Annotated in this window: 22 protein-coding genes; 13 read left to right on the top strand and 9 right to left on the bottom strand. The window is 51.2% G+C overall.

Annotation, left to right across the window (positions count from 1 at the left end; translation table 11 throughout):
• Window positions 1-163: 163 nt before the first annotated feature.
• From KB554_RS04645 to KB554_RS04660, 4 genes are all read right to left on the bottom strand, one after another.
• Entirely contained in the window at window positions 164-421 is a 258-nt protein-coding gene (locus tag KB554_RS04645; RefSeq protein ID WP_004303959.1) for a hypothetical protein, read from the bottom strand.
• A 16-nt stretch (window positions 422-437) separates the two neighbouring features.
• Window positions 438-830, bottom strand: a complete 393-nt coding sequence (locus KB554_RS04650) for a hypothetical protein (protein ID WP_004303960.1) — start codon at window positions 828-830, stop codon at window positions 438-440.
• A gap of 270 nt (window positions 831-1,100) precedes the next feature.
• Window positions 1,101-1,370 carry a hypothetical protein gene (locus tag KB554_RS04655; protein ID WP_008143004.1) on the bottom strand — a complete coding sequence of 90 codons (270 nt, stop codon included), beginning with the start codon at window positions 1,368-1,370 and terminating at the stop codon, window positions 1,101-1,103.
• Window positions 1,371-1,537: 167 nt separating this feature from the next.
• Entirely contained in the window at window positions 1,538-2,110 is a 573-nt protein-coding gene (locus tag KB554_RS04660) for a hypothetical protein (protein WP_004303961.1), read from the bottom strand.
• 1,892 nt (window positions 2,111-4,002) lie between these two features.
• Here KB554_RS04660 and KB554_RS04665 point away from each other — a divergent pair.
• The 3 genes from KB554_RS04665 (at window position 4,003) to KB554_RS04675 (ending at window position 7,183) form a co-directional block, all read left to right on the top strand.
• Window positions 4,003-4,794 (top strand): hypothetical protein, encoded by a 792-nt coding sequence (locus KB554_RS04665; RefSeq protein ID WP_004303962.1) that lies wholly within the window; start codon window positions 4,003-4,005, stop codon window positions 4,792-4,794.
• A 534-nt stretch (window positions 4,795-5,328) separates the two neighbouring features.
• The gene (locus KB554_RS04670) at window positions 5,329-6,576 is read left to right on the top strand and encodes an ATP-binding protein (RefSeq protein ID WP_004293619.1); all 1,248 of its coding nucleotides are present in this window, start codon (window positions 5,329-5,331) and stop codon (window positions 6,574-6,576) included.
• Window positions 6,551-7,183, top strand: coding sequence for an RloB family protein (locus KB554_RS04675; RefSeq protein WP_004293618.1), 633 nt, complete (start codon window positions 6,551-6,553; stop codon window positions 7,181-7,183). Before KB554_RS04670 ends, KB554_RS04675 begins: the two co-directional genes overlap by 26 nt.
• Before the next feature lie 151 nt (window positions 7,184-7,334).
• On the opposite strand, the gene KB554_RS04680 is transcribed toward KB554_RS04675, so the two are convergent.
• The 5 genes from KB554_RS04680 to KB554_RS04705 all read right to left on the bottom strand — a co-directional run bounded on the left by KB554_RS04680 (window position 7,335) and on the right by KB554_RS04705 (window position 10,522).
• Window positions 7,335-7,778, bottom strand: a complete 444-nt coding sequence (locus KB554_RS04680) for a hypothetical protein (RefSeq protein WP_004293617.1) — start codon at window positions 7,776-7,778, stop codon at window positions 7,335-7,337.
• Complete coding sequence (locus tag KB554_RS04685) at window positions 7,765-8,004, bottom strand: hypothetical protein (protein ID WP_004293616.1); 240 nt, start codon at window positions 8,002-8,004, stop codon at window positions 7,765-7,767. The genes KB554_RS04680 and KB554_RS04685 overlap by 14 nt, the downstream gene beginning before the upstream one ends.
• Window positions 8,005-8,600: 596 nt before the next feature.
• Window positions 8,601-9,734 carry a phage antirepressor KilAC domain-containing protein gene (locus KB554_RS04695; RefSeq protein ID WP_004303966.1) on the bottom strand — a complete coding sequence of 378 codons (1,134 nt, stop codon included), beginning with the start codon at window positions 9,732-9,734 and terminating at the stop codon, window positions 8,601-8,603.
• Entirely contained in the window at window positions 9,721-10,059 is a 339-nt protein-coding gene (locus KB554_RS04700) for a hypothetical protein (RefSeq protein WP_004303967.1), read from the bottom strand. Before KB554_RS04700 ends, KB554_RS04695 begins: the two co-directional genes overlap by 14 nt.
• A gap of 10 nt (window positions 10,060-10,069) precedes the next feature.
• Window positions 10,070-10,522 (bottom strand): hypothetical protein, encoded by a 453-nt coding sequence (locus KB554_RS04705; RefSeq protein WP_004293612.1) that lies wholly within the window; start codon window positions 10,520-10,522, stop codon window positions 10,070-10,072.
• 288 nt (window positions 10,523-10,810) lie between these two features.
• On the opposite strand from KB554_RS04705, the gene KB554_RS04710 reads away from it, so the two are divergent.
• The 10 genes from KB554_RS04710 (at window position 10,811) to KB554_RS04755 (ending at window position 19,683) form a co-directional block, all read left to right on the top strand.
• Complete coding sequence (locus KB554_RS04710) at window positions 10,811-12,133, top strand: DUF935 family protein (protein ID WP_004303969.1); 1,323 nt, start codon at window positions 10,811-10,813, stop codon at window positions 12,131-12,133.
• 224 nt (window positions 12,134-12,357) lie between these two features.
• On the top strand, window positions 12,358-12,993 hold the full coding sequence (locus tag KB554_RS04715) for a phage minor head protein (RefSeq protein ID WP_004303970.1): 636 nt from the start codon (window positions 12,358-12,360) through the stop codon (window positions 12,991-12,993).
• Entirely contained in the window at window positions 12,974-13,552 is a 579-nt protein-coding gene (locus KB554_RS13410) for a hypothetical protein (protein WP_004303971.1), read from the top strand. The genes KB554_RS04715 and KB554_RS13410 overlap by 20 nt, the downstream gene beginning before the upstream one ends.
• Window positions 13,549-14,253, top strand: coding sequence for a hypothetical protein (locus KB554_RS04725; protein WP_004303972.1), 705 nt, complete (start codon window positions 13,549-13,551; stop codon window positions 14,251-14,253). The genes KB554_RS13410 and KB554_RS04725 overlap by 4 nt, the downstream gene beginning before the upstream one ends.
• A 283-nt stretch (window positions 14,254-14,536) precedes the next feature.
• The gene (locus tag KB554_RS04730; protein WP_004293607.1) at window positions 14,537-15,775 is read left to right on the top strand and encodes a Clp protease ClpP; all 1,239 of its coding nucleotides are present in this window, start codon (window positions 14,537-14,539) and stop codon (window positions 15,773-15,775) included.
• Window positions 15,776-15,901: 126 nt separating this feature from the next.
• A complete protein-coding gene (locus KB554_RS04735) occupies window positions 15,902-16,951 on the top strand; it encodes a hypothetical protein (RefSeq protein ID WP_004293606.1) in 1,050 nt (349 codons plus the stop codon).
• Between the two features lie 75 nt (window positions 16,952-17,026).
• Window positions 17,027-17,374 carry a hypothetical protein gene (locus KB554_RS04740; protein ID WP_004293605.1) on the top strand — a complete coding sequence of 116 codons (348 nt, stop codon included), beginning with the start codon at window positions 17,027-17,029 and terminating at the stop codon, window positions 17,372-17,374.
• The gene (locus tag KB554_RS04745) at window positions 17,374-18,726 is read left to right on the top strand and encodes a DUF2586 family protein (RefSeq protein WP_004303973.1); all 1,353 of its coding nucleotides are present in this window, start codon (window positions 17,374-17,376) and stop codon (window positions 18,724-18,726) included. Before KB554_RS04740 ends, KB554_RS04745 begins: the two co-directional genes overlap by 1 nt.
• A gap of 3 nt (window positions 18,727-18,729) precedes the next feature.
• A complete protein-coding gene (locus KB554_RS04750) occupies window positions 18,730-19,185 on the top strand; it encodes a hypothetical protein (RefSeq protein ID WP_004293603.1) in 456 nt (151 codons plus the stop codon).
• Between the two features lie 6 nt (window positions 19,186-19,191).
• Complete coding sequence (locus KB554_RS04755; RefSeq protein WP_004293602.1) at window positions 19,192-19,683, top strand: DNA N-6-adenine-methyltransferase; 492 nt, start codon at window positions 19,192-19,194, stop codon at window positions 19,681-19,683.
• The last annotated feature ends 59 nt before the right edge of the window (window positions 19,684-19,742 follow it).

Below are 19,742 nucleotides of genomic sequence, written 5' to 3' on the forward strand. Positions count from 1 at the left end.
TCTCTCATGGCTATCGTCGTTTTAGTTAGTAAAGGTTTTGCAGCTTTAATCTAACCAAAATCTCGATAGCTTTTTCATTTATCCGCTATCATCGCGGCTTACCCTGATTGTAAACATAGGGATTATTAATTCATATTATTTTGCATGATTTTTTCCGGAACACCTATCCGGCATAGATGTACTTGAGCTTGGGCACTCCGTTCTGGAGCACGGTGAAGGCGTTTTCTTCCACCTGCACGTCCTTTGCCTTTGGCCACCATAGCCACGAGAGTTTCCCGTCGGGTTTGAGGAATGCCACGGCATTACCCTGCACTTTCCCGACCTCACGCACGCCGAGGTCTTTTCCGCCCTCGAACAGCCGGACACACCGCCACTTCGAGCCAAGCGTCATTTTCCGTTTCACGTCTGCTAATGTTTTCATACTCATTGCGTTTTTATTATTGCATATAAATTCTGCATTTCCGGTTGCACCGTCTCAGGCTGTCCGCCGAGAGCGGATAACTGCGGTTCAAATGGTCGGGAAACCCTTCTCGGAACATCAGCTCCGCCGTAGCGTACTCCTTGCACCATTTCCGCCGACGTCTCCCACGGGCAGGTCTCGTTTCCGGCATCCGCCTTTTCGGAGATTTCGGCACACGCCATTTCCCACCGACAAACACCGCTTCATATTCCCGTTGTAACACGCCGCTGCAATACGCCGCCACGCTGACAGCGGGCACACTTCCGAGCTGTCCCGTCGCGGCAAGGCTGTCAAGCGTATCGGTGGCAGCCTTGAAACTGGCAAAGCACCCGTAACTGCGGGTGCGCTTTGCGTCAAACACTTCTATCATATTTATTCGTTTTATTATTGGCACATCCGTTCTCCGCTTCCCCGCATAGGATAACAGCGGAAGCACGGCAGGCGGTTCCGCAGAACGCCAGACCGTGCTTAACCGTGTTATATACAAGGTAGGCACAACGCCTCACGGCGCAAGGAAGTCATATCGGAGGGAATTTTAGAAAAGTGCGGGCATTTCAGGGTGCAATCCTGACACAGTGTATATCAATGCCCGAAAAAGCGCGCACGCCCCGCAGTTTCCGCAGCACGTATGCGCGTCATGTTACTCGCCATCGTCCCCGCTGTCAATTCCGGCGGTGATGTTGCATATCTCCTGCAATGCCGATTCTATCTGCACAAGGTCGTCGATGTCGAACTTCACGGCATCGCAGTCCTTCTCCCACACTTGGCGGGCTATGAAGACGGCATCATGCAGCGACCGCTCGGACTCTTCCAGAGCGGTCTTCAGGTCGTCCACGGTGTACTCCCCGTCCTGCGGCGGAGGTACAGTCCCGGCACCGTTTTTTGCCGGGAAATTCTTTTCGCCTATCACGTTACAGTTGCTTTCGCCCGAAATGAAAAGCGCGTATTCTTGGCATACGCCACAAGAACACGCACTTACGACGGCAGATACGAAAAGGGCAGGCAGTCCCACACGTTCAGCGGGCTGCCTGCCGTCCTTTTGCCTTTTTCGGGCAGGTTTCAGTTACTCCGTTGCCCTTATGCCGCCTTTTTGCTTTCATCGGCAACCGTTCCGGCAGGCTGTTCCGCCACCTTTTCAGCCTTGCCGGTCTTGGTCGTTTTCTCGGCAGGCTTTTCGAGGTTGGCGAGGTTCGGGGCGAAATTCATGGCGTTGCGGATAGCCTTTGCAGCGGCATGGATTGTCTTTTGGAAATCACGGTTTGACTTCTCGAGGTCTACTTTGGTCGGCACAAGACCGATACGCGCCCAAACGCTGTCGGTAAGGTCGTACTTCTTGATACGATTTCCCGACTTCTCGCAGATGATGATTTCCGCAGGGGTTGTGGCACGGAATTTCGAGCGTATGCCGTCGGCATCGGCACGCAGTTTCTTTTCCTCCGCAATGGTGTGCCACATAGTTGCGACCATGTTTTTAATCACACGGAAAATCTCGTTGTCCGACTTGTCGGCAGGCTCAAAGTCCGCACCGAAAAAGTGCTGTGCCGTCTGCACGAGTTCACCGTCCTTGTTGGTAGAGTTGTAAACCAACATGATACCTGCAAACGAACCGATGTTTGCATACTGTTCCTTGTTCAATTTAGAAGTTGCCATAATGATAAAATTTTAGAAACACTGCGCAAAATCACGCATTGCGGGCACTCGGGGAGTCGAACCCCGAACTCTGCACCATAGCGCAAAGTGTGGCATTTCCTGCCACGCGCCCAAAAATTTGCCGTGCATTTCACCCTGCACGGCAAAATTTTTCGTAACTTTGTCGCACTTAAAACGTACCCCATAGCAGGCTATCCAAATGAGCGCATTTTCGGCATATCGTGTATCGGCTTACTCACGCATCACTCGTGTCGTGGCTCTGCGCTGCTTTACTCCAATTTCGGCAAGACGCTTCTCTGGCACGTCCCGGATCTTTCCCAATCCGGCAGCTAACTGTAAGGTGAGGCATTTAGGCGTTACCACCGAGCTGGGTATTGGGTATAGCATTGGCATATACATTTACCAGCGTCCTCTATGCGGATAGTTTTTACCGCTATCGTGCATTTTATTCCGAGCGCACAAGGGCGCAATTATGGCATTATTCTTACACGTCCTTTTTCCATACAACTCTCGCACTCCCAAATTTGCGTGCTTTGCGTATGCGGACTAAAAACACGTTTTTAGCCGTTCCAACTTGCTACATTGGTCTGTAGTCCTGCTCGGTGTGGTTATTTAACACCCTATTTAATCGCTCCAAAGCGAACAGGCGAATTTTTGATTTTCCAAGCCTCAAAAATAGGTTTCCCACAAAAAGGGCTTTTTGTTTCTCGCTCTCGGCGGTCTTTGCTTTTCTGTTTTTTAATTCTGTTTTTTACTATCTATTTTTTTATTCGTTTTTCTCCGTACTTGTTTGCCGTTTGTTTGGCTTTCGAGTACATGACTATTATAAAACCGTTTTTCAGAACTGCAAAACTTTTTGAGAAAAAAAATTTGGAACGTTCCAAAAACAGCCTTTTTGCGAATATGGAACGCACGCGCGCGAAGTGAATTTGTAAATAGTTGAATATCAATAAAATAGAAAAAATGATTTTCTTTGAAAAAAATTTTTCCTTTGCAAAAATCAAAAAAGCCCCGTTTCAACGTATGTATAAAATCAAAATCAGTTTTGTCTATTGATTATCAGATTATTAGCTGCTTAAAATGGATAAAATAGGACTGAAAAGATTTTTTTACTTTCAATTTGTAAGCAAAGATAATGTAAAAGACGTTTTTAGGCTTACTTTATACAAAAGTAAACCTAATAAATTATTGATATTCAATGGTGTAATAAAAATAAAAAGATTGGGGAGGGTGTACCCTCGGGTGCGGATTCGGTCTCTGTCCTCGGGCCGTTTTTTCAAGTCCGGTTTTCCAAAACGGCTCAAAATGCGGCTTTCGGATTGAAACTGTAAGCAGGTATCAAAAAATATACAGTAAAGTACTTGTATTTATCATGGTTGCTTAAGGTGCTGGTGTTCACCATGTCCCATATTTTTGAAATATTCTCATTTGTGGATGCCTGTCCTTTCAATTTTCACGGGTGTACAGACTTTCTGCACGATTTCCGGGTTCCGGCTTGAAGCTGTTTTTTAGATACGCTGAAAACGTATCAAAAAATATATAGAGACACGTCGGTATATTGACTGTTCTTAACCGGATTGGACGACGGAAAAGGAGGATGTGTATTCCTGTCATTCAGTATGTTCGGATATGCTTTTCACAATCGGACAATCTTGTAATGTTTTGTTCCTTAATCATATAGAATATACAGAACGAAGCTATCCACATGGATTCCGACTTATTTGTACGGTTTTTGTGACTTTATACAGGAAACCGTGGAAATGCAGAAGAAATGGGGTTCAGTTACCTGCCTTTTTGGTGAATTATACGTATATTTGCCGTATTGTATCCACTTATGTATGAAGTATGGCATTTTGCTGTTACAGGAAATATCTGGATAAAGAATCGAAAGAATGGAATCATATCATAAGAAGAAAATCGGGAGTATTCCGAAAGACAGCACGGGTGGGTCGTCCATTCGCAAGGGAATGGTCGTCTTCAACGGTGGGACATCGGAAACCGGACTTGTGGGAGATGTCACGGGTAATTGCGTGTCGGTTCCGGTAAGGATGACTGCGGGCAAAGAACTCGTTACCGATGACGCGGTCATGTTTCTGAATGATTGCCGGGAAGCGAGCGCAGAGCAAAAGATTGCCCTCCAACGCCTGCTGAACGAAGGCCATCTTGCATGGGACAAGCGCCGGGGTGTATGTTCGGAATCTCTCTATGCTCCCAAAGACGGACAGTTGGTAAAACTCAGTATCCTGGATGAGCATGTAATACTGGGGGCTTTCAAGGAAATCGACGCAAAAGGACGTGTTGTGCTGTATTGCCTGCTGGACGAAGACGGGAGCCTGCGCTATTCCCTGCATGAAACAGTCGGGTACGCGGTGAATCTCCAGATACTGCCTATCGGAACCAGTGGCCGTAGCAGGCTTTCCGATGCTCTACGCCAGAAAGGGCTTGCATGGAACGGACGGCTGAAGGAACTCGAACGGCTGGCAACACGTGTCAGACGCGGTGACAAGTACTATTACCTGAATGACATACTGGAAATCCGTGAATGCAGGGACAACAACAGGCCGGCGGACAGGAAACGGTTGGAATGCGGGAACTATTTCATGGAGCGGAGGGATGCCGAACTGGTACGTGACTGCGTGCGCTCTGTCGTAAGGCTGAACCGCGACAAGGATGCCAGACGGTAAGAGGGTGACGGTATAAGGTATTCGTTCTGTTTCTCTCTCTTGTATCTGGGGAGGAAGTGGTCCTTTAATCCTCATCTTATCCGTTTTCAACACTTTCCGATTCAAAAAAACAAAAAAACAGACGGCGTGCCGTCTGTCATGATTTGTTTCTTTTTTGGTATCTTTTTTCTTTGCGTCAAAGAAAAAAGTACATCTTTCTTCTTTCTTCTTGTATAATACTACTTATAGTATTGTTGCTACATTTGTAACACCCCTCCTGTCAGATACACGGTACATTTGTACCACATTGAGGGGAAAGATGTGGCGAATTTCGCGTCTTTCCACCCAAATTCCACTATCGGGAGCATGAATCGCAAGCCGATGTTGCCGCTTCGGAAAATTGCAGTCGCCTTTTGCAGGGCAGCATTGCAAGAACGAAAACGGTCTGATTTTCACGTGCAGGAAAATAACCGCAAAAAGAGATCCGATAAAACATCTATATATGAAAAATATCCCCTATATTTGCATAAAATTTACATATAACTGCGATATAATATGATTATTCAGTTCACAGTCGAAAATTTCCTTTCGTTCAAGGAGCCGGCGACCTTGTCTTTGGCTGCTTCCGCGCTGAAAGAAAAACAGACCCGGTCCGATGAGATTGTTTTTGAGCTTGAAGGTACGAACCTCTCTTTGCTGAAGAGTGCGGTCATCTACGGGGCCAATGCCAGCGGGAAATCGAATCTAGTCAAAGCGCTCGATTTCTTCAAATGGTTTGTCATCAATTCCTCCAAAGGCGTGCAGTCCGGCGAAAGCATACGGGTGGAAAGTTTCCGTCTCAACCGGAGGACGGAACAGGAGCCCAGTTATTTTGAGGCGGTCTTTGCCGACGAAACGGTCCAATACCGCTATGGGTTTGAAGTCGATGAAAAACGTGTACACCGGGAGTGGCTTTATCAAAAGGGCAACAAGCGCAAGGCAAAGGAGGTGGAACTGTTCCTGCGTGACGGCGATGAGTATGAACTGCATCCCAAATTTTCGGTCGGCAAAGAGGTTGTCGCCAAAAAAATGGTGCGCGACAATGCGCTGCTTCTTTCCGTGGCAGCACAGTTCAACGAAAGCGTCTCGGTGGAAATCATGGGATGGTTGGCCAACACCACGATTGTTCTTGGCAGCAGCGACGAGCGGATTTGGGAAATGGCGATAGCCCAGATCGATGATCCGTCCATGAAAAGGCGTATTGTGGAGTTTGCCCGGTTTGCAGACTTCGGAATCGACGACATACGCAAGGTTGACAATACAGTCATCAGTTCACACCAGCAATATGACGAGGAGGGCAACGCCACGAAGACGGTCACTTTCCCGTTCCGCGTAAACGAGTCGGAGGGTACGATCAAATACTTCTCGCTGGCTTATCCTATAATCGACGCGTTGGATCATGGCAAAAGGCTGGTTGTCGACGAGTTCGACTCGAAAATGCACCCTCTGTTGACCAGTCGCATCATCGGGCTGTTCAATTCCAGAGTGACAAATCCCAGGAATGCACAGTTGATTTTCACGACACATGACACCAACCTGCTTAATGCAAGCCTGTTCCGCAGGGATCAGATCTGGTTTACACAGAAAGATTCGTTTGGAGCCTCGGAACTCTATTCGTTGGCGGAATACAAGGTTCGCAACAGTGCACCTTTCGAAAAGGAGTACCTGATGGGGAAATATGGCGGTATCCCTGTCATCGGCCAGTTTGAACGGTTATTTGACCTGAGGGAGGAAGAATATGGCAGCACGGACGAACAAGCGTGATCCACGCGCGGCACGGACACTCAGGCGTATCAGTTTTGTCCGTGAGGTCAAACAATCCTTCCTGATCATCTGCGAGGGGGTAAATACGGAACCGGATTATTTCAATGCGTTTCGCCTGACCTCCGCCAATATTAAAGCGGTAGGCCAGGGACTCAATACGGTAGGTCTTGTCCAAAAGGCTTTACGGATGAAAGAAGAAGAGCGGAAGAAAGGACGCGAGTATGACCAGTGCTGGGTGGTATTTGACAAGGATGACTTTCCCGATCGGGATTTCAACCGGGCTATCGGTATGGCGGAAGCCGGTGGCATGAGGGTGGCATACAGCAACCAGGCTTTCGAGTATTGGTTCTTGCTGCACTATAACCTGGTACAAGGCCCGATGCACAGAAATCAATATGAAACAAAGCTATCCGGCTTGTTGGGCTTCTCCTACAACAAGGAAGCCGGTACAGGCGGTCGTGTTTTCAGGGAGCTGGGCGGTAAACAGGCTCAGGCCATCACGAACGCAAAAGCCGTATTGCGCCGAATGGAGGGAATACCGCCGGCACAAGCGGAATCTTCGACAACGGTGCATCTTCTTGTGGAAGAACTGAATAAGTATATTTAGCATATTCTGTCGTTTGCCCGGATAATATTGTACCCGGCTACCACCTCCTTCCGGTTTTATCGGATTTTATGTCGCAAAAACACAAAAACAGACGGCAAATCACAACGATGCCGTCTGTTTTTATTCATTTACGTTCCGTGGACAGATACGCTCAAACTTTTCGGTGTCTCTCTTTCCATTGGCTGACCTCTTCGTCAGAGACGGATGCCACGGTCCTTTTTTCCACATCGAACATCCGATGACAGAATGCCCTGGTAGAAAAAGGATTTCCAAGTTCCGCCAATATCCCTACAAGCCGGTTGTAGGAATCCATGTGCCACAGGTAATCGTACATCCCGCTGACCGGCACCCGTTCAAGCAATCCCATACGCGTTGTCTTTTCCACGCACTTGTCGAAAATCCGCGAACCCATCTCCATGTTCTCCATGTAGTACCGCTTGCTGCGCAAGGTGTCGTAACCTTTTTCACGCAGGCGTGTACGGTCTGCCATGTACAGCATGAAGATGACCTCTTCCGGGGTGAACGCGCCGACCAGCCCGGTGAAGCATTTCATAAACGGTATCACGTGTTGCCTTTTGTCGTCATTCCCTTTCATGTCCGTTTTCGCGTTCGTTCGTCCGTAATGTTTCCGCTTCCCCGTCATCCTTAATCGACGGATTGACATAGAACTGGCATATCCTGCCGTTTATCATCGGTTTATACACGGCGTATCCCAGTTTTTTGGCGTAACGCCCCACGGATACGCGGTTGGCGAACTTGCCGGTATGTTCCGTCAGGTGTTCCGACATCTCCCCGACGGTCATTCTGCTTTTCAGTTTCATATCATTCGCGTTTAAATGTTTTCCTGATAAAGGATAGCCGCGACTAATACGAACTGTTTGCAAATGGTATGAATTAATAAGAGGCGGTTCCATGAAATCGGCAAAGGAGGAATCAACCGGTTATACTGATACTTCATTCATGAAACCGTCCCTCATCTATTTTCCCATTATCCGGACAATCTCCCGTATCGTGTCGAAGTTCCGCTCGTCCAGCCATTCTTTGGCCACGTTCCACGAGAGCGACATTCCGAACTTCAGGTTCTCCATGGTGATGGTATGGTGCGACAACCTGCCTTCAGTGGGCTTGAGCCCTGCCGCGTGCAGTTCACACAGTCCGTCCTGAAAGAACGTGCACCCGCCTGCTTCCTGTTTCGCCTGTACCATCGGCACGATATACGGGATTTTTCCCAACAGCAGGCCTACCGCCCACCGAGTGGGTGCAAGACGCTCCCTGTATCCGGCTTTCAGCAACCGGAGGATGTCTTCCGGCGTACCGAGGCACGGTATCCGGCATTGCTGCCTGCACAGACGGCAACGGCACTCTACCGGCCGTCTTCCTGTCTTGCGGATGATCCGCTGTAATGCCGTTTCCATCGCTATGCACCCGGTGGGCAGTATTCAGGGTTCCTCTTGCGCCACAGTTCTATGATACACTCCCGTCCGGCCTGTGTCCATCGTTTGGTGGATCCGAAAGTATATACCTTGCCCCGGCTGTTCTCCCACGTGTAAGGCACATCGCATTGCCAGGCCCGGCAGGAAGGAAAGACCACCCATTGCCGCTTCTCGTACTTGCAGATGCCCTCTTCGGCAAGGAACTGGTGCAACTGTCGCGGCGATATGCCGAGTTCGTCAGCGATGCGCGTGCTCTTGAACCAGTCCCTGTTCTCGATAAACTCCTCGTAGAATACGATTTTCGGCAGGGATTCACTCACCACCTTCCGCAGTTCCAGAATCAGTCTCGTCGCCGATTCCATATCCTGCGGCATGGGACAATCCATACAGGGCAGACCGGGTGCCGCCACCCTGGGGCGTTCGCGTACGATTGTCTTCCCTCGTTTCACGGAGAGTTTGCCGATAGCCTCGCCCAACCATTCCGCCAAAGACAGGTCAGGGGCGATCCATCTGGCCAACGGTATGACAAGCGGTGATTCCAACCAGGTCGCACCGTGCCCCCGCCCCCGTGTGGTGAAGACTTGCGACTCGTATTTCCCGGTATGTCCGTTGCCGGCCATTTCCCTGCGGAGCATATCCGTGGAAGCGATGCGTAGCCATTCAGACGGGATTTTCCCGAAGTGCATCGTGATCTGCGTGGCGTTGACCATCAGCTTGTCGCCGACACGCCGGAACGTGACGGGGAACCCTTCCTCGAAGTGCATGACGATGTCGTCCTGCGGGACGGCGTGCAGCTCCCCGGCTTCCAGTTCCAGAAGCTTGTTGCCCCACACTTCCAATTCATCAAGCAGGTCACGGGGTATAATAGTCTCCTTGCGTACCAGTTGTAAAAGCCGACGCATATCGATGGGACGGAAACCCCACTGTTCCCTGCCGTTTTTCCGGAAACTGATTTTCAATGCCGTCGGGCAAACACGGGCGATGGCGCCGTTTTCAAGCAGTTCGTCCCGCTTGAGTATATCGCATATATCCACGGCGCAGATATGGAGCTGGCCGTTATGGTTCCGGGAAACCCTTATGTTCCAGTCCCGGAACGGAACATTCCTATTTTCCCTCATAGGTATTTCCTCCTTTCTTTTGGTTATCAGACTTACGTTTGTTTTCAAGCAAGGCTCTCTTATGTGCCATCTTGCGCACCGGATAGTACGTGCGTTTCTCGCCGCAAAGGGCGTCATAATCTTTCAGCATCAGTGTGCCGAGGTCGGCCAGCTCGATTTCCACATCCGGATGCAGATGCCTGAAATAGAGTCCGCCGCTGCATACATACTTGCCCGTGCAACAGAATGAGATAGCCTGCAAGTTGCCTTTTGTCAATTCCGCCGCGCTGTGCAGCGAGCGCGTGACCGCTACAAGAACCTGTGCCCCGTTGAAGATGAGCACCATCTTGGGTCGTTTAAATGTGCTGCGTCTCATGTTGTTCTAAAATTTGCGTTAATTCCTCCTTTGTAAATCTAAGACCGGCAGCCTGTACCAGCCAAGTGTCTGAAACCGTAAATCCACCGGACAGCAGTTCGTCCACGCGCTCCAGAAGGTAGACACCGAACGCGGGATCGATGTAAACGACAAATAATAGAGCCAGACATTCATCAATTAACAGGTGTCCCGACGCCTCGTCACGGATGATCATCTTTTCCCTGTCTATTCCGTAGGCGTCTGCCAACGCCGTTGCCCAGTGATGGAAAGCGACACGGAAATCACGGACATTATGCCGGCGTGCATCTCCTTTGGCCTGGATGAAGCGTGTCGCGTCGAAATAGACCGGTCCGTCTTCCCGTAACGTTCCGAAAAGCAGATCGGGGAACTCCCTGTACCGGATTATCCGGCAGGGAATCTTTTCTTCTTTCATGTTCTCTTTTTCATTGTTCTTGGATTTGTATCTAACGTGGTGCAAAGATATATCTTTTTAATATGAAATACACTATAAATATATACATAAATTACACTTTTAATAAATTGTTAATTACTGATAATAAGATATTTACAACGCAAATAAAACCGAAATATCTATATATTTAAGTTGCATATTTCGGTTTGTAAATCAAGCATTAAGAGTCCCGTTCTCCATATATTCTTTTAGCCGTAAAAACCTCTCTTGAGGATTGTCTCTACTCTTTGAACAAGAAACAAAAAAATTATGGCTACATCGGACAAATCATTTAACGGGGAACTCTTGGAGAGTATTTTTAAGACCTCCAAAAAGACAATTCAGGAGTATGTTCGCGAAATCGAGCGCAACAACCGCTACCGTTCATGTCGTCAGGATACCGGTTCGGGATATATTCTCGATGACCGCGCCCGGCTCATTGACCTGTATGAAGCCTGCCTGCAACAGGACGCTCATATACGTTCCGTTGTCGAGACACTGGAAAGCCAGATTCTCGGCGACCGCTATATGCTTGCCCGTGTAAACGAAAAGGGAAAATACATCAAGGACGTGGCGAACTCCCTGAAGATACAGGGTTCGCAGTTCGACAAGATAATCAAGGGCATAGTGGAATCCAAACTCTACGGGTACACCCTGCTTGAAATCATGCCGCATACTGACCCCAGAACGGGCAGGCTGGCGGAAGTCAACATCATCGAACGGCGTAATGTGTTACCGGACCAGAAAACGGTACTGAAGCGGCAGGGACTGTGGGAGCCGCATTGGGATTTACATGACCCGGCATATTACCGTTGTTATGTACTGGTAAACTCCGGCGACTTGGGACTTTTTTCCGCCACGACCCCTTTGATACTGGCCAAGAAATTCACGGTGGCCAACTATGTGAACTTTTCCCATACTTACGGACAGCCGATTATCCACGGAAAGACGGTCAGCGAGAGCAACGCCGACCGCAAGAGGCTGGCTAACGAGATAGCCAACGCGGCACAGAACAAGGTGGTGGTTACCGGCATTGAGGACGAGGTCGATATCAAGACATTCACCATGTCCAACTCGGAAAAGATATATACCGGGCTTATCGAGTTTGTGAACAAGGAAGTTGCCAACCTCGTGCTCGGCTCCGAGTCGATGGCCGGAGGGATGCAGTCGTACGTGGGTTCCACGAAAGCACACCAGGACATTTTCCGCGACCGTATCGAAGTCTACCGTCGGTATATCGAAAACATCATGAACGAGGAGATAATCCCCCGCCTGGTGGCTATCGGGTATATCCCCGGAGGATTGGAGTTCCGGTATTCGAACCGGATAGAGATGAGCAACGAGGACCGCATCAAGCTCTATTCGCTGATCACGGACAAATATGAAGTGGCGGCCGATGAGATCGAGAAAGAGTTCGGTATCAATGTGGGCCGGCAGCTCAATGTTATCCCGGGATTAGGTTTCGGAGCCGAAGGCGGCTCATCCGGTCTCAGCCACAACGACCGGGGCATCATGTCGGACGAGGAGTATTTCCGGCGTTACGGACGCCCCCGGGGGGCGAAGGTCGGAAATTTTCTGCGGGGAGCGGAATAGAAGCCCGTCTTCCGCTCCCGGACAACGCTCCGTTCAGAGCTGTCAGGGCATCTGCAACCACGGAATCCGATACGGAAAAGGAGTATCGTGTCATTTTCGATGCATTCCGCAGGCTGATCCTCTATTGGGAGAACAGCGCGGAACGTCTCGACATTATAGAGGACATCATCACCCTGCGTGCCTCTTTCCTCATAGACCGTGCGCTGACAGGTCTGCGAATCGACATGGACCGGGCATTGGAGATACTGAAAAATCACAACTCCTTTACAACAGAGAGGGAACGGCAGCAGCGTGACATCCTGATTGCAGCCATAGACAACCTGGTGGATTTTGCCGCGGCAGAGGAGTATTCCATGCTCGGGGAACTGCCCGAGACAGCGGATGAACAGGACATGGAAGCACACGAAAAGATATGCCGCAGGTATAACCTCGTCCATGCGGAGGAAGAGAACAACCAGGTATTCTTCGCGGCCTCGATGGCCGCATGGTGGATGGCGGTGGATATGGATACCGTGCTTACCTACATGACACAAGGCGATGAACGGGTACGTGCCTGGCATCTTTCATTGGAAGGGATTTCCTTCCGCAAATCCGAGTTTCCTCCGGAACTGATACCGCCGATCGAATGGGGATGCCGCTGCTTTCTGGTCGCGGAGGGGTTCGCCGCTGTCCGGGCGGCTTTGCCGGATAAGGGAGACTATCTGGAAAAGGTGGATCCGGTCTTCCGGGAGAGCCTGGCAACCGGCGGGCGTATCTTTTCCGATGCGCACCGCTATTTCTCCGTCCCGCTTCCGGGTTACATGAATGATATTGTGAAACGCATTAAAGGAAAGTTCGCCTATGCCCAAGATAACGCTTGATGAGTTTTGCAGCCACTGGGTAAGCAGGACCAGTACGCGCGTCATGGCCAGCCGGCTAGAGTTCAACGTATTCGACTTCGCAACTGCTGCCGGTGACTATACCAGGCAGCAGTTCCTGTCCTCATTCGCTTCGGGGGGATTCAACGGTAGCAAATGGGCGCCTCGTACCTCCAAATGGGGAAAGAGGTTCACCCATCCTCTCATGAACGATACGGGGACTCTGGCCCGGAGCATACAGTCGGAAGCCGGCCGGACAGACATAGTGGGACGGCGTTCGGACCGTACGCGCATCTTCCGGAAAGGCGCCAGGTATTGCATGTGGACTACGGAAAAGAGCTTTCCAGTCAAGGGCAAGCGGGGACGCAGCAAGGAGCGTTACGGGCATTATGCCGCCATACACAATACCGATCCGAAGTTCGGGCTGTACACGGTAAACCAGTATTCCACGCGCCGTCCCGTACACCGGCAGTTCATCGGATTCTCACCGAAAACGGACGACTATATCGCCGTCCATTTCATAGATATGATTTTTAAAGGATTTCCACACCAGCCGCTATGATAAAAGACAAACACCCCGCACCACAGCCCGCACAACCGTCGGCACCGGCGGAGAGCCTGCCTGAAGAAGTTTCCGCGAACCCTTTCGTGGAGATATACCGGGCCGTTAAGCGGGCTGTCCTGACCCTGCGGGAGAATCCGGACGACCCGTTGTCGCCGCCCCTGTTCAAAACCGTCGCTATCGACAACGGCCAGTTCGCCCGCATTGTTCGTGACGATAACACGGAGTATGAGACTGTGTTCCCTGCCGTGTTCATCCACTTTATCAACGTGAGGTACCTGGTACAGCAACAGCGTATCGGTGAGGGACGCGCCACCATGCGCGTGCGGTTTATCCTGAATACGCTCAACAATGCGGACGAAGACAAGGAATGCGAGGCGTTTCTGGTCTTCCAGCGGCTCAATGTAGCCATACAGGATGCCAAGAACCATGAGCCGGCGCTGAGCGAGCGGTGCAACCTGACCTATTTCGACATGCCGCTTTCAACCAATATGTTGCAGGCGTACTGGATAGACTACGAGGTATGGTTCAGGGAATCTTCCGCGTGGAAATACAGGGACTGGGTAAAAAGGTATGTGGTCATGCCCCCGTTCACCCAACACAGCGATGCGCCGCAACATGACAGCGGCGGACACGGCTTCCATCCGCGTCCGGAACATGACGAAGTATCTGGTTTTTCGGATACCGGATCGAAAAATTGAAATCCATGCAGGAGATTTATCCGCACTGCGTATAAACAGACATGAATCAGCAGATAATACAAGACTCATGATACATTTTCTGTACTTGCTGAATTTAGAATGTTCAGCATGCCGGTCTTGATACAAATAGTTGCAACCGGTCTGTAATTTGAACAATCTATTATACTGTAAAGATAATCGCATTTCCATAAATGGATGGATTCTCATATTTCCACTTCCATAAATAGCAGTGCAAAACCTTTTCTTTTCCCACCGCCTACTCTTGTTCAAATAACCCTTGCATATGGATATGAACACACTTCAATATGTCGTCGGAGAGGCGAAGGCAGGCCAGCCGGCTGTTATCCGTTTCTTCGGTCGCGTGACGGAAGAGACGACCTCACGTTTCAATGACGAGTTCGACTTTTTGGAAAATATCATCCGTCCCTCCTGTATCCGTGTGTTGATCAACTCGGAGGGCGGCAGTGTCCTTTACGGCATGTCCACCTATTCCACCATCGCCAATGCCACGGTGGATACGGAATGTATCATCGAAGGGGTCGCGGCATCGATGGCCTCCATCATCTGGGCGGCGGGCAAGCGTTCTCTCATGCGTGATTATGCCATACTGATGATTCATAACCCGATGTTGCCGGACGATGACGGAGGGGAACCGTCGGACATGGTAACGGCTTTTACCAAACAGATCGAGACGATTTACCGGAAACGGTTCGGCCTGAAAGCGGAGCATGTGCGGGCCATCATGGACGGACAGGCAGGAAAGGACGGGACCTATTTCGACGCACAGGCTGCCGTCAAGGCCGGCATCATACCTGCGGAGCATGTCATCCATACCTCGAAGCAGCTTTGCCGTAAAGTGCATGACGAGATAGAAGGATTGACCGATACGGCCGCCATCCAGGAACTGATGAGCCGTGTCAGCGCGGGAAATAAACCTTTCAAAGGCATTGAACCTACTCTTACAGAAACGGAAAACGATATGGCAAACGAAAACAAGACACAAGGCTTTGAGTACGGGGCGATTGCAGCCTCGCTGGGCATGAAGGACGGTGAGGTCAAGGACGTGATGGCACGTATCTCTGAACTGGCCGCGATGGAACCCAAATACAGAGAAATACAGAAATCACTGAGCGACGCGCAGACCGTCATCGCCGGAAAAGACGCCTCCATCCGGAACTTGCAGACAGACCTGGCCGCAGCGACGGCACGCCTTTCCGCCTACGAGCAGAAAGAGAAGGACGAGCAGGCTTCCCGTATCGAGACATTGGTGGAGAATGCCATTGCAGAAGGCAAGATTGACCGTGAGGCGAAAACGCAGTGGGTGGAGATGGCCGGTTCCAACTTCGAGTTGGCGGAAAGCACGCTGGCTTCCATTCCCGCGCGGGAGAAAATCTCGAAGGAAATCGCCGATGACCCTGCCAACATCCAGGCCACGGCGGAAGCGACAAAGACCGCCGAACAGCTGATGGCCGAGAAGGTGGCGGAAGTGGTCGGTGCGGATTTCAAGTTCCGAAAGCTCTGACAGACTATCCGCGGGCGTCCGCCCGATTTTAACTGACATGCCGGAGACCGCAGTGTCTCGCGCGGAAACAGCAGGTATCCGCCAGTCGGCCGAGTTTCATTCTTCAACGGAAAACTTAAAACGACAATGGCTGATACAGTAAACTTTCTTCAAAACGGGTATAGCGGCGAAGTACTTGAGGACTTGCTGACCTATACCGTGCAGGGCAATGATACAGTCCGCGAGGGACTGATTCATATCAAGACGGGCATCCAGCACCGCTATACGCTTCCTGCCATCAAGCTGGGCAACATTATCCAGGACAACGTGCCGACCCCACAACCCATCCACGGAGCCAAGGGCGATGACGGCACGAACGAGTACCAGTTCACCGAACGCCATCTTGAGCCGTCCGATTTTATGGTCTATCTCGAGTTTAACCCGAGGGACTACGAGAAGTACTGGCGTTTCGCGCAGCCGGAAGGCAATCTCGTGTTCCGCGAGCTCGACCCGAAAATCCAGGCGACGATGCTCCGTCTCCTTATGGACAAGAAAAACGAGTATATCGGAAACGCCATCTGGACTTCCGCCCGCGGAGGAGAGACGGTGGCCAAGATTACCGCACCGGAAGGCTGCACGAAAATCGGAGCCAACAAGGAGAAATATTTTGACGGGGTCATCAAACGGATCCTCGACAATGTGAACTCCTCCGATGCCGAGGTGGTTGCCGGAGGGCAGTGCATCATTTCGGGAACGACCGAGCTGACGGACGGGGCCGCGGTGGAGGCGGCGCTCTATGCGATGTGGAGGAAATGTCCGAAGCAGATCCGAAAGAAGACATCTCTGACCTTTGTGGTCGGATGGGACGCCTGGGACGCGTATGACCAATATATCTCGGACAAGCAGGTCAAGTATTCCGAGAATACCGAGGTCAACCGCTATCGCTTCAAGGGCAAGCGCATCGTCCCGGTCGTGGGAATCCCCGAACACACGATGGTGCTCGGCGAGTTCTCCACCGGCATGGACTCCAACCTGTGGATGGGGGTGGATTACGCGAACGACACGGACATCCTGAAAATCGACCGTCTGCAGGCCAACTCCGAGCTGTTCTTTTTCCAGATGCGCATGAAAATGGACGTGAACATCGTCCGCCCGGCGGAGATCGTGGTCCATACCGCCTACAAGAAGAGCGAATAACACACCTTTCTTCATTCTCAATATCCACCCGGGGAGCGGAGGCAAGGCCCCGTTCCCCATTTTCATTCTACTGTTATGGCAAAGAAAATCAACACGGAGGAAACTCCGCAGACAGACAACAATAATATTCCTGCACCGGAGGCTCAGGCGGTGCCCGTTCCGGAAACGGCATCGGAAAACCTCGGGACAGGCGGCGAGACTGAAGACAGGCTGCCGGCCAAGACCGCGGGGAAAGGGAATGCAGGGTCGGAGGAGACGACAGAGCCTCACATCCTGTCCCTGTTGAAAAAGTTCCCGGCATATCCGTCGCTGTACATCGACACGCACGGAGGAACCTATGCGCCGGACACGGCGGCCGCCATCAGGGGCAAGGCCGTACTCTACAGGAATCCTTTCTACAACGAACTTAAAAAGAAATCATAATGGCACTCGGTAATGTATTTATCAAGGATGTGGACGGCAATATTCCTTACGATACCGGCTCGTCGGGCGAGAAGGTGACGGGACTGCTGTTCGACGTGTCCCTCCAGCCGACGCTTTTCACGGAGGGGTATGGTAAAACCAATGAGACCAGGCTCAAGCCTGGCGATGTCTGCTACATCACCTCGTTCAAGTCCGCCGTGAACGACTTCGGTATCATCGAACGTGTGGAGGCAACCGACGAGGAGGAGATGAATGTCAATTTCCTGCACGGCATCCCGGCATACCATATCCGTGAATTTTTCCGCATGTCCGGCAATCCGGGCGGTTCAGGAAAACTCTACGTGATGTTCGCGGACTGTTCGGCGAACTGGGATGCGCTGGAAATCATGCAGCGTGCTGCCGGGGGTATGATCAACCAGATAGGCATATGGACGGAACAGCCGCTGTGGAAAGCGAACGGCGCATCGGAACAATACAACCTCAATCTGGTAAAGGGGCTCAACGACGTGGCCGTGGGGCTTGCGGAGCAGAACCAGCCGCTCTCGCTCATCCTTTCCGCCAATCCTTCCAATACGGGGGCGGATACGACTGAGGGGCGTCAGATTGACCTGAATAAAATACCTTCATGCATCTGTGAATCAAGCCGTATCAGCTGTATATTCGGCCAGGCGCATCACGAAAAGATCTCCACGATGCAGATGTGCAACAGGAACCATACGCCCGTGGGATTTTTGGGAGCGGTTATGGGAGCCATAGCAAAGGCCAACGTGCACGAATCCATCGCATGGGTCAAGCAGTTCAATCTCTTCGCGGACGATTTCCAGGAAATAGAGTTGGGGTTCGGGGACATCAACCTCGACGAGGCAGAGGAGAACTTCCTCAGCCTGAACCGGTACGAGTCACTCTCCCCGTCACTGCTGGACGAACTCGACGATAAGGGGTATATTTTTCCCATCAAGTATGCCGGCCGCGAGAACGGGATCTACATCTCGAAAGACCAGACATGCTCACATGGGGATTTCCGTACCATTGCCCGGAACCGCACCATCAACAAGAGCCGCCGTGCCGTGCGTGCAGCCCTGCTGCCGTATGTGAACTCACCGCTGATGGTCAATCCTTCAACCGGGTTCCTCGCCCCGTCGAAGATTACAGCTTTCAAGACACTCATCGGGGATATACTGGCCAAGATGCAGGCGGCGCAGGAAATTTCAGGATACGCCGTCACTATCGACCCGAACCAGAACGTGTTGGTGGACGACACGCTGCGCATCTCCTATGTCCTTGTCCCGGTGGGCGTGGCCGTGAAGATTTATGTAGAGGAAGGACTGTCATTAACCGCAAATAAGACATAGCATATGGCAATAATCAACAATGTAGCATACTCGTGGTCGATGATAACCCTGTCATCGACCGCCCTGGGAATCGATGAAGGTTCCACGACCCTTGAAGGCGTGTCGGCCATCAAATGGTCGAAGAAGCGCAAGGTCGAAAGTAACTACGGCATGGGAGGACGGCCGGTGTCGAGGGGGTTCGGGAACATTACCTATACGGCGAGCATCACGATGGACTATGCCACGCAACAGCTGTTGCGTTCGGTGTACGGCTCGCTGCTCGAAATCGGCGAGTTCGACCTGATTATCAGCTTTGCCAACCCGATGGCCGGCGAGGACTGGACAACGACGACCGTAACGCTCAAAGGTTGCATCTTCACGGAGGATTGTCTCGAGTCACAGCAGGATGATACCAATATCACCCATGAATTCGATCTCAACCCGTTCGATATCCAAATCGGCTCGGGTGATACAATCTAAGCTGTCATGGATGTAACTTTCGAGGGGAAATCTTCTACCGGAAAGAACGAATGGCTCACGCCTCCCTGCCTGCTTCGGAGGCTGGGGCCGTTCGATTTGGATCCGTGTTCGCCCGTAAACCGCCCATGGGATACGGCGCGACATCACTATACCATTGAGGATGACGGCCTGCAACAACCCTGGTTCGGACGTGTGTTCTGCAATCCTCCCTATGACACTGCACTGATTGTCCGGTTTATCCGCAGGTGTGTCGAACACAGGAATGCCGTCGCGCTCACTTTTGCCCGCACGGACACGCGCCTGTTCCACGAACTGATATTCCCAAACGCCGATTCAATACTCTTTATCAAGGGACGGCTCAGTTTTTACCATGTTACGGGGGAACAGGGTGGTACGGCCGGAGCGCCGTCATGCCTGATCGCCTTCAACAAAGAAAATACCGCGGTTCTGGAAACATGCGGTATCGACGGGAAGTTGGTGAAGCCACGACTTCAATAGTCAACCATAAATTTGTTACATAATAACCCGTCTGTTTGCCGGATATTGACCTTGGCTGA

The organism is Alistipes sp. Marseille-P2263 (genome assembly GCF_018101075.1).
Classification (GTDB): domain Bacteria; phylum Bacteroidota; class Bacteroidia; order Bacteroidales; family Rikenellaceae; genus Alistipes; species Alistipes dispar.

Bases quoted from the DNA above. Each gene is read 5' to 3' on its own strand.
- KB554_RS13410 (WP_004303971.1), top strand. From the start codon at position 12,974: ATGCCCAAGATAACGCTTGATGAGTTTTGCAGCCACTGGGTAAGCAGG.
- KB554_RS04730 (WP_004293607.1), top strand. From the start codon at position 14,537: ATGGATATGAACACACTTCAATATGTCGTCGGAGAGGCGAAGGCAGGC.
- KB554_RS04695 (WP_004303966.1), bottom strand. From the start codon at position 9,734: ATGAGGGAAAATAGGAATGTTCCGTTCCGGGACTGGAACATAAGGGTT.
- KB554_RS04685 (WP_004293616.1), bottom strand. From the start codon at position 8,004: ATGAAACTGAAAAGCAGAATGACCGTCGGGGAGATGTCGGAACACCTG.
- KB554_RS04725 (WP_004303972.1), top strand. From the start codon at position 13,549: ATGATAAAAGACAAACACCCCGCACCACAGCCCGCACAACCGTCGGCA.
- KB554_RS04715 (WP_004303970.1), top strand. From the start codon at position 12,358: ATGGACCGGGCATTGGAGATACTGAAAAATCACAACTCCTTTACAACA.
- KB554_RS04755 (WP_004293602.1), top strand. From the start codon at position 19,192: ATGGATGTAACTTTCGAGGGGAAATCTTCTACCGGAAAGAACGAATGG.
- KB554_RS04675 (WP_004293618.1), top strand. From the start codon at position 6,551: ATGGCAGCACGGACGAACAAGCGTGATCCACGCGCGGCACGGACACTC.
- KB554_RS04680 (WP_004293617.1), bottom strand. From the start codon at position 7,778: ATGAAAGGGAATGACGACAAAAGGCAACACGTGATACCGTTTATGAAA.
- KB554_RS04670 (WP_004293619.1), top strand. From the start codon at position 5,329: ATGATTATTCAGTTCACAGTCGAAAATTTCCTTTCGTTCAAGGAGCCG.
- KB554_RS04650 (WP_004303960.1), bottom strand. From the start codon at position 830: ATGATAGAAGTGTTTGACGCAAAGCGCACCCGCAGTTACGGGTGCTTT.
- KB554_RS04705 (WP_004293612.1), bottom strand. From the start codon at position 10,522: ATGAAAGAAGAAAAGATTCCCTGCCGGATAATCCGGTACAGGGAGTTC.
- KB554_RS04750 (WP_004293603.1), top strand. From the start codon at position 18,730: ATGGCAATAATCAACAATGTAGCATACTCGTGGTCGATGATAACCCTG.
- KB554_RS04745 (WP_004303973.1), top strand. From the start codon at position 17,374: ATGGCACTCGGTAATGTATTTATCAAGGATGTGGACGGCAATATTCCT.
- KB554_RS04740 (WP_004293605.1), top strand. From the start codon at position 17,027: ATGGCAAAGAAAATCAACACGGAGGAAACTCCGCAGACAGACAACAAT.
- KB554_RS04735 (WP_004293606.1), top strand. From the start codon at position 15,902: ATGGCTGATACAGTAAACTTTCTTCAAAACGGGTATAGCGGCGAAGTA.
- KB554_RS04645 (WP_004303959.1), bottom strand. From the start codon at position 421: ATGAAAACATTAGCAGACGTGAAACGGAAAATGACGCTTGGCTCGAAG.
- KB554_RS04660 (WP_004303961.1), bottom strand. From the start codon at position 2,110: ATGGCAACTTCTAAATTGAACAAGGAACAGTATGCAAACATCGGTTCG.
- KB554_RS04665 (WP_004303962.1), top strand. From the start codon at position 4,003: ATGGAATCATATCATAAGAAGAAAATCGGGAGTATTCCGAAAGACAGC.
- KB554_RS04710 (WP_004303969.1), top strand. From the start codon at position 10,811: ATGGCTACATCGGACAAATCATTTAACGGGGAACTCTTGGAGAGTATT.
- KB554_RS04700 (WP_004303967.1), bottom strand. From the start codon at position 10,059: ATGGTGCTCATCTTCAACGGGGCACAGGTTCTTGTAGCGGTCACGCGC.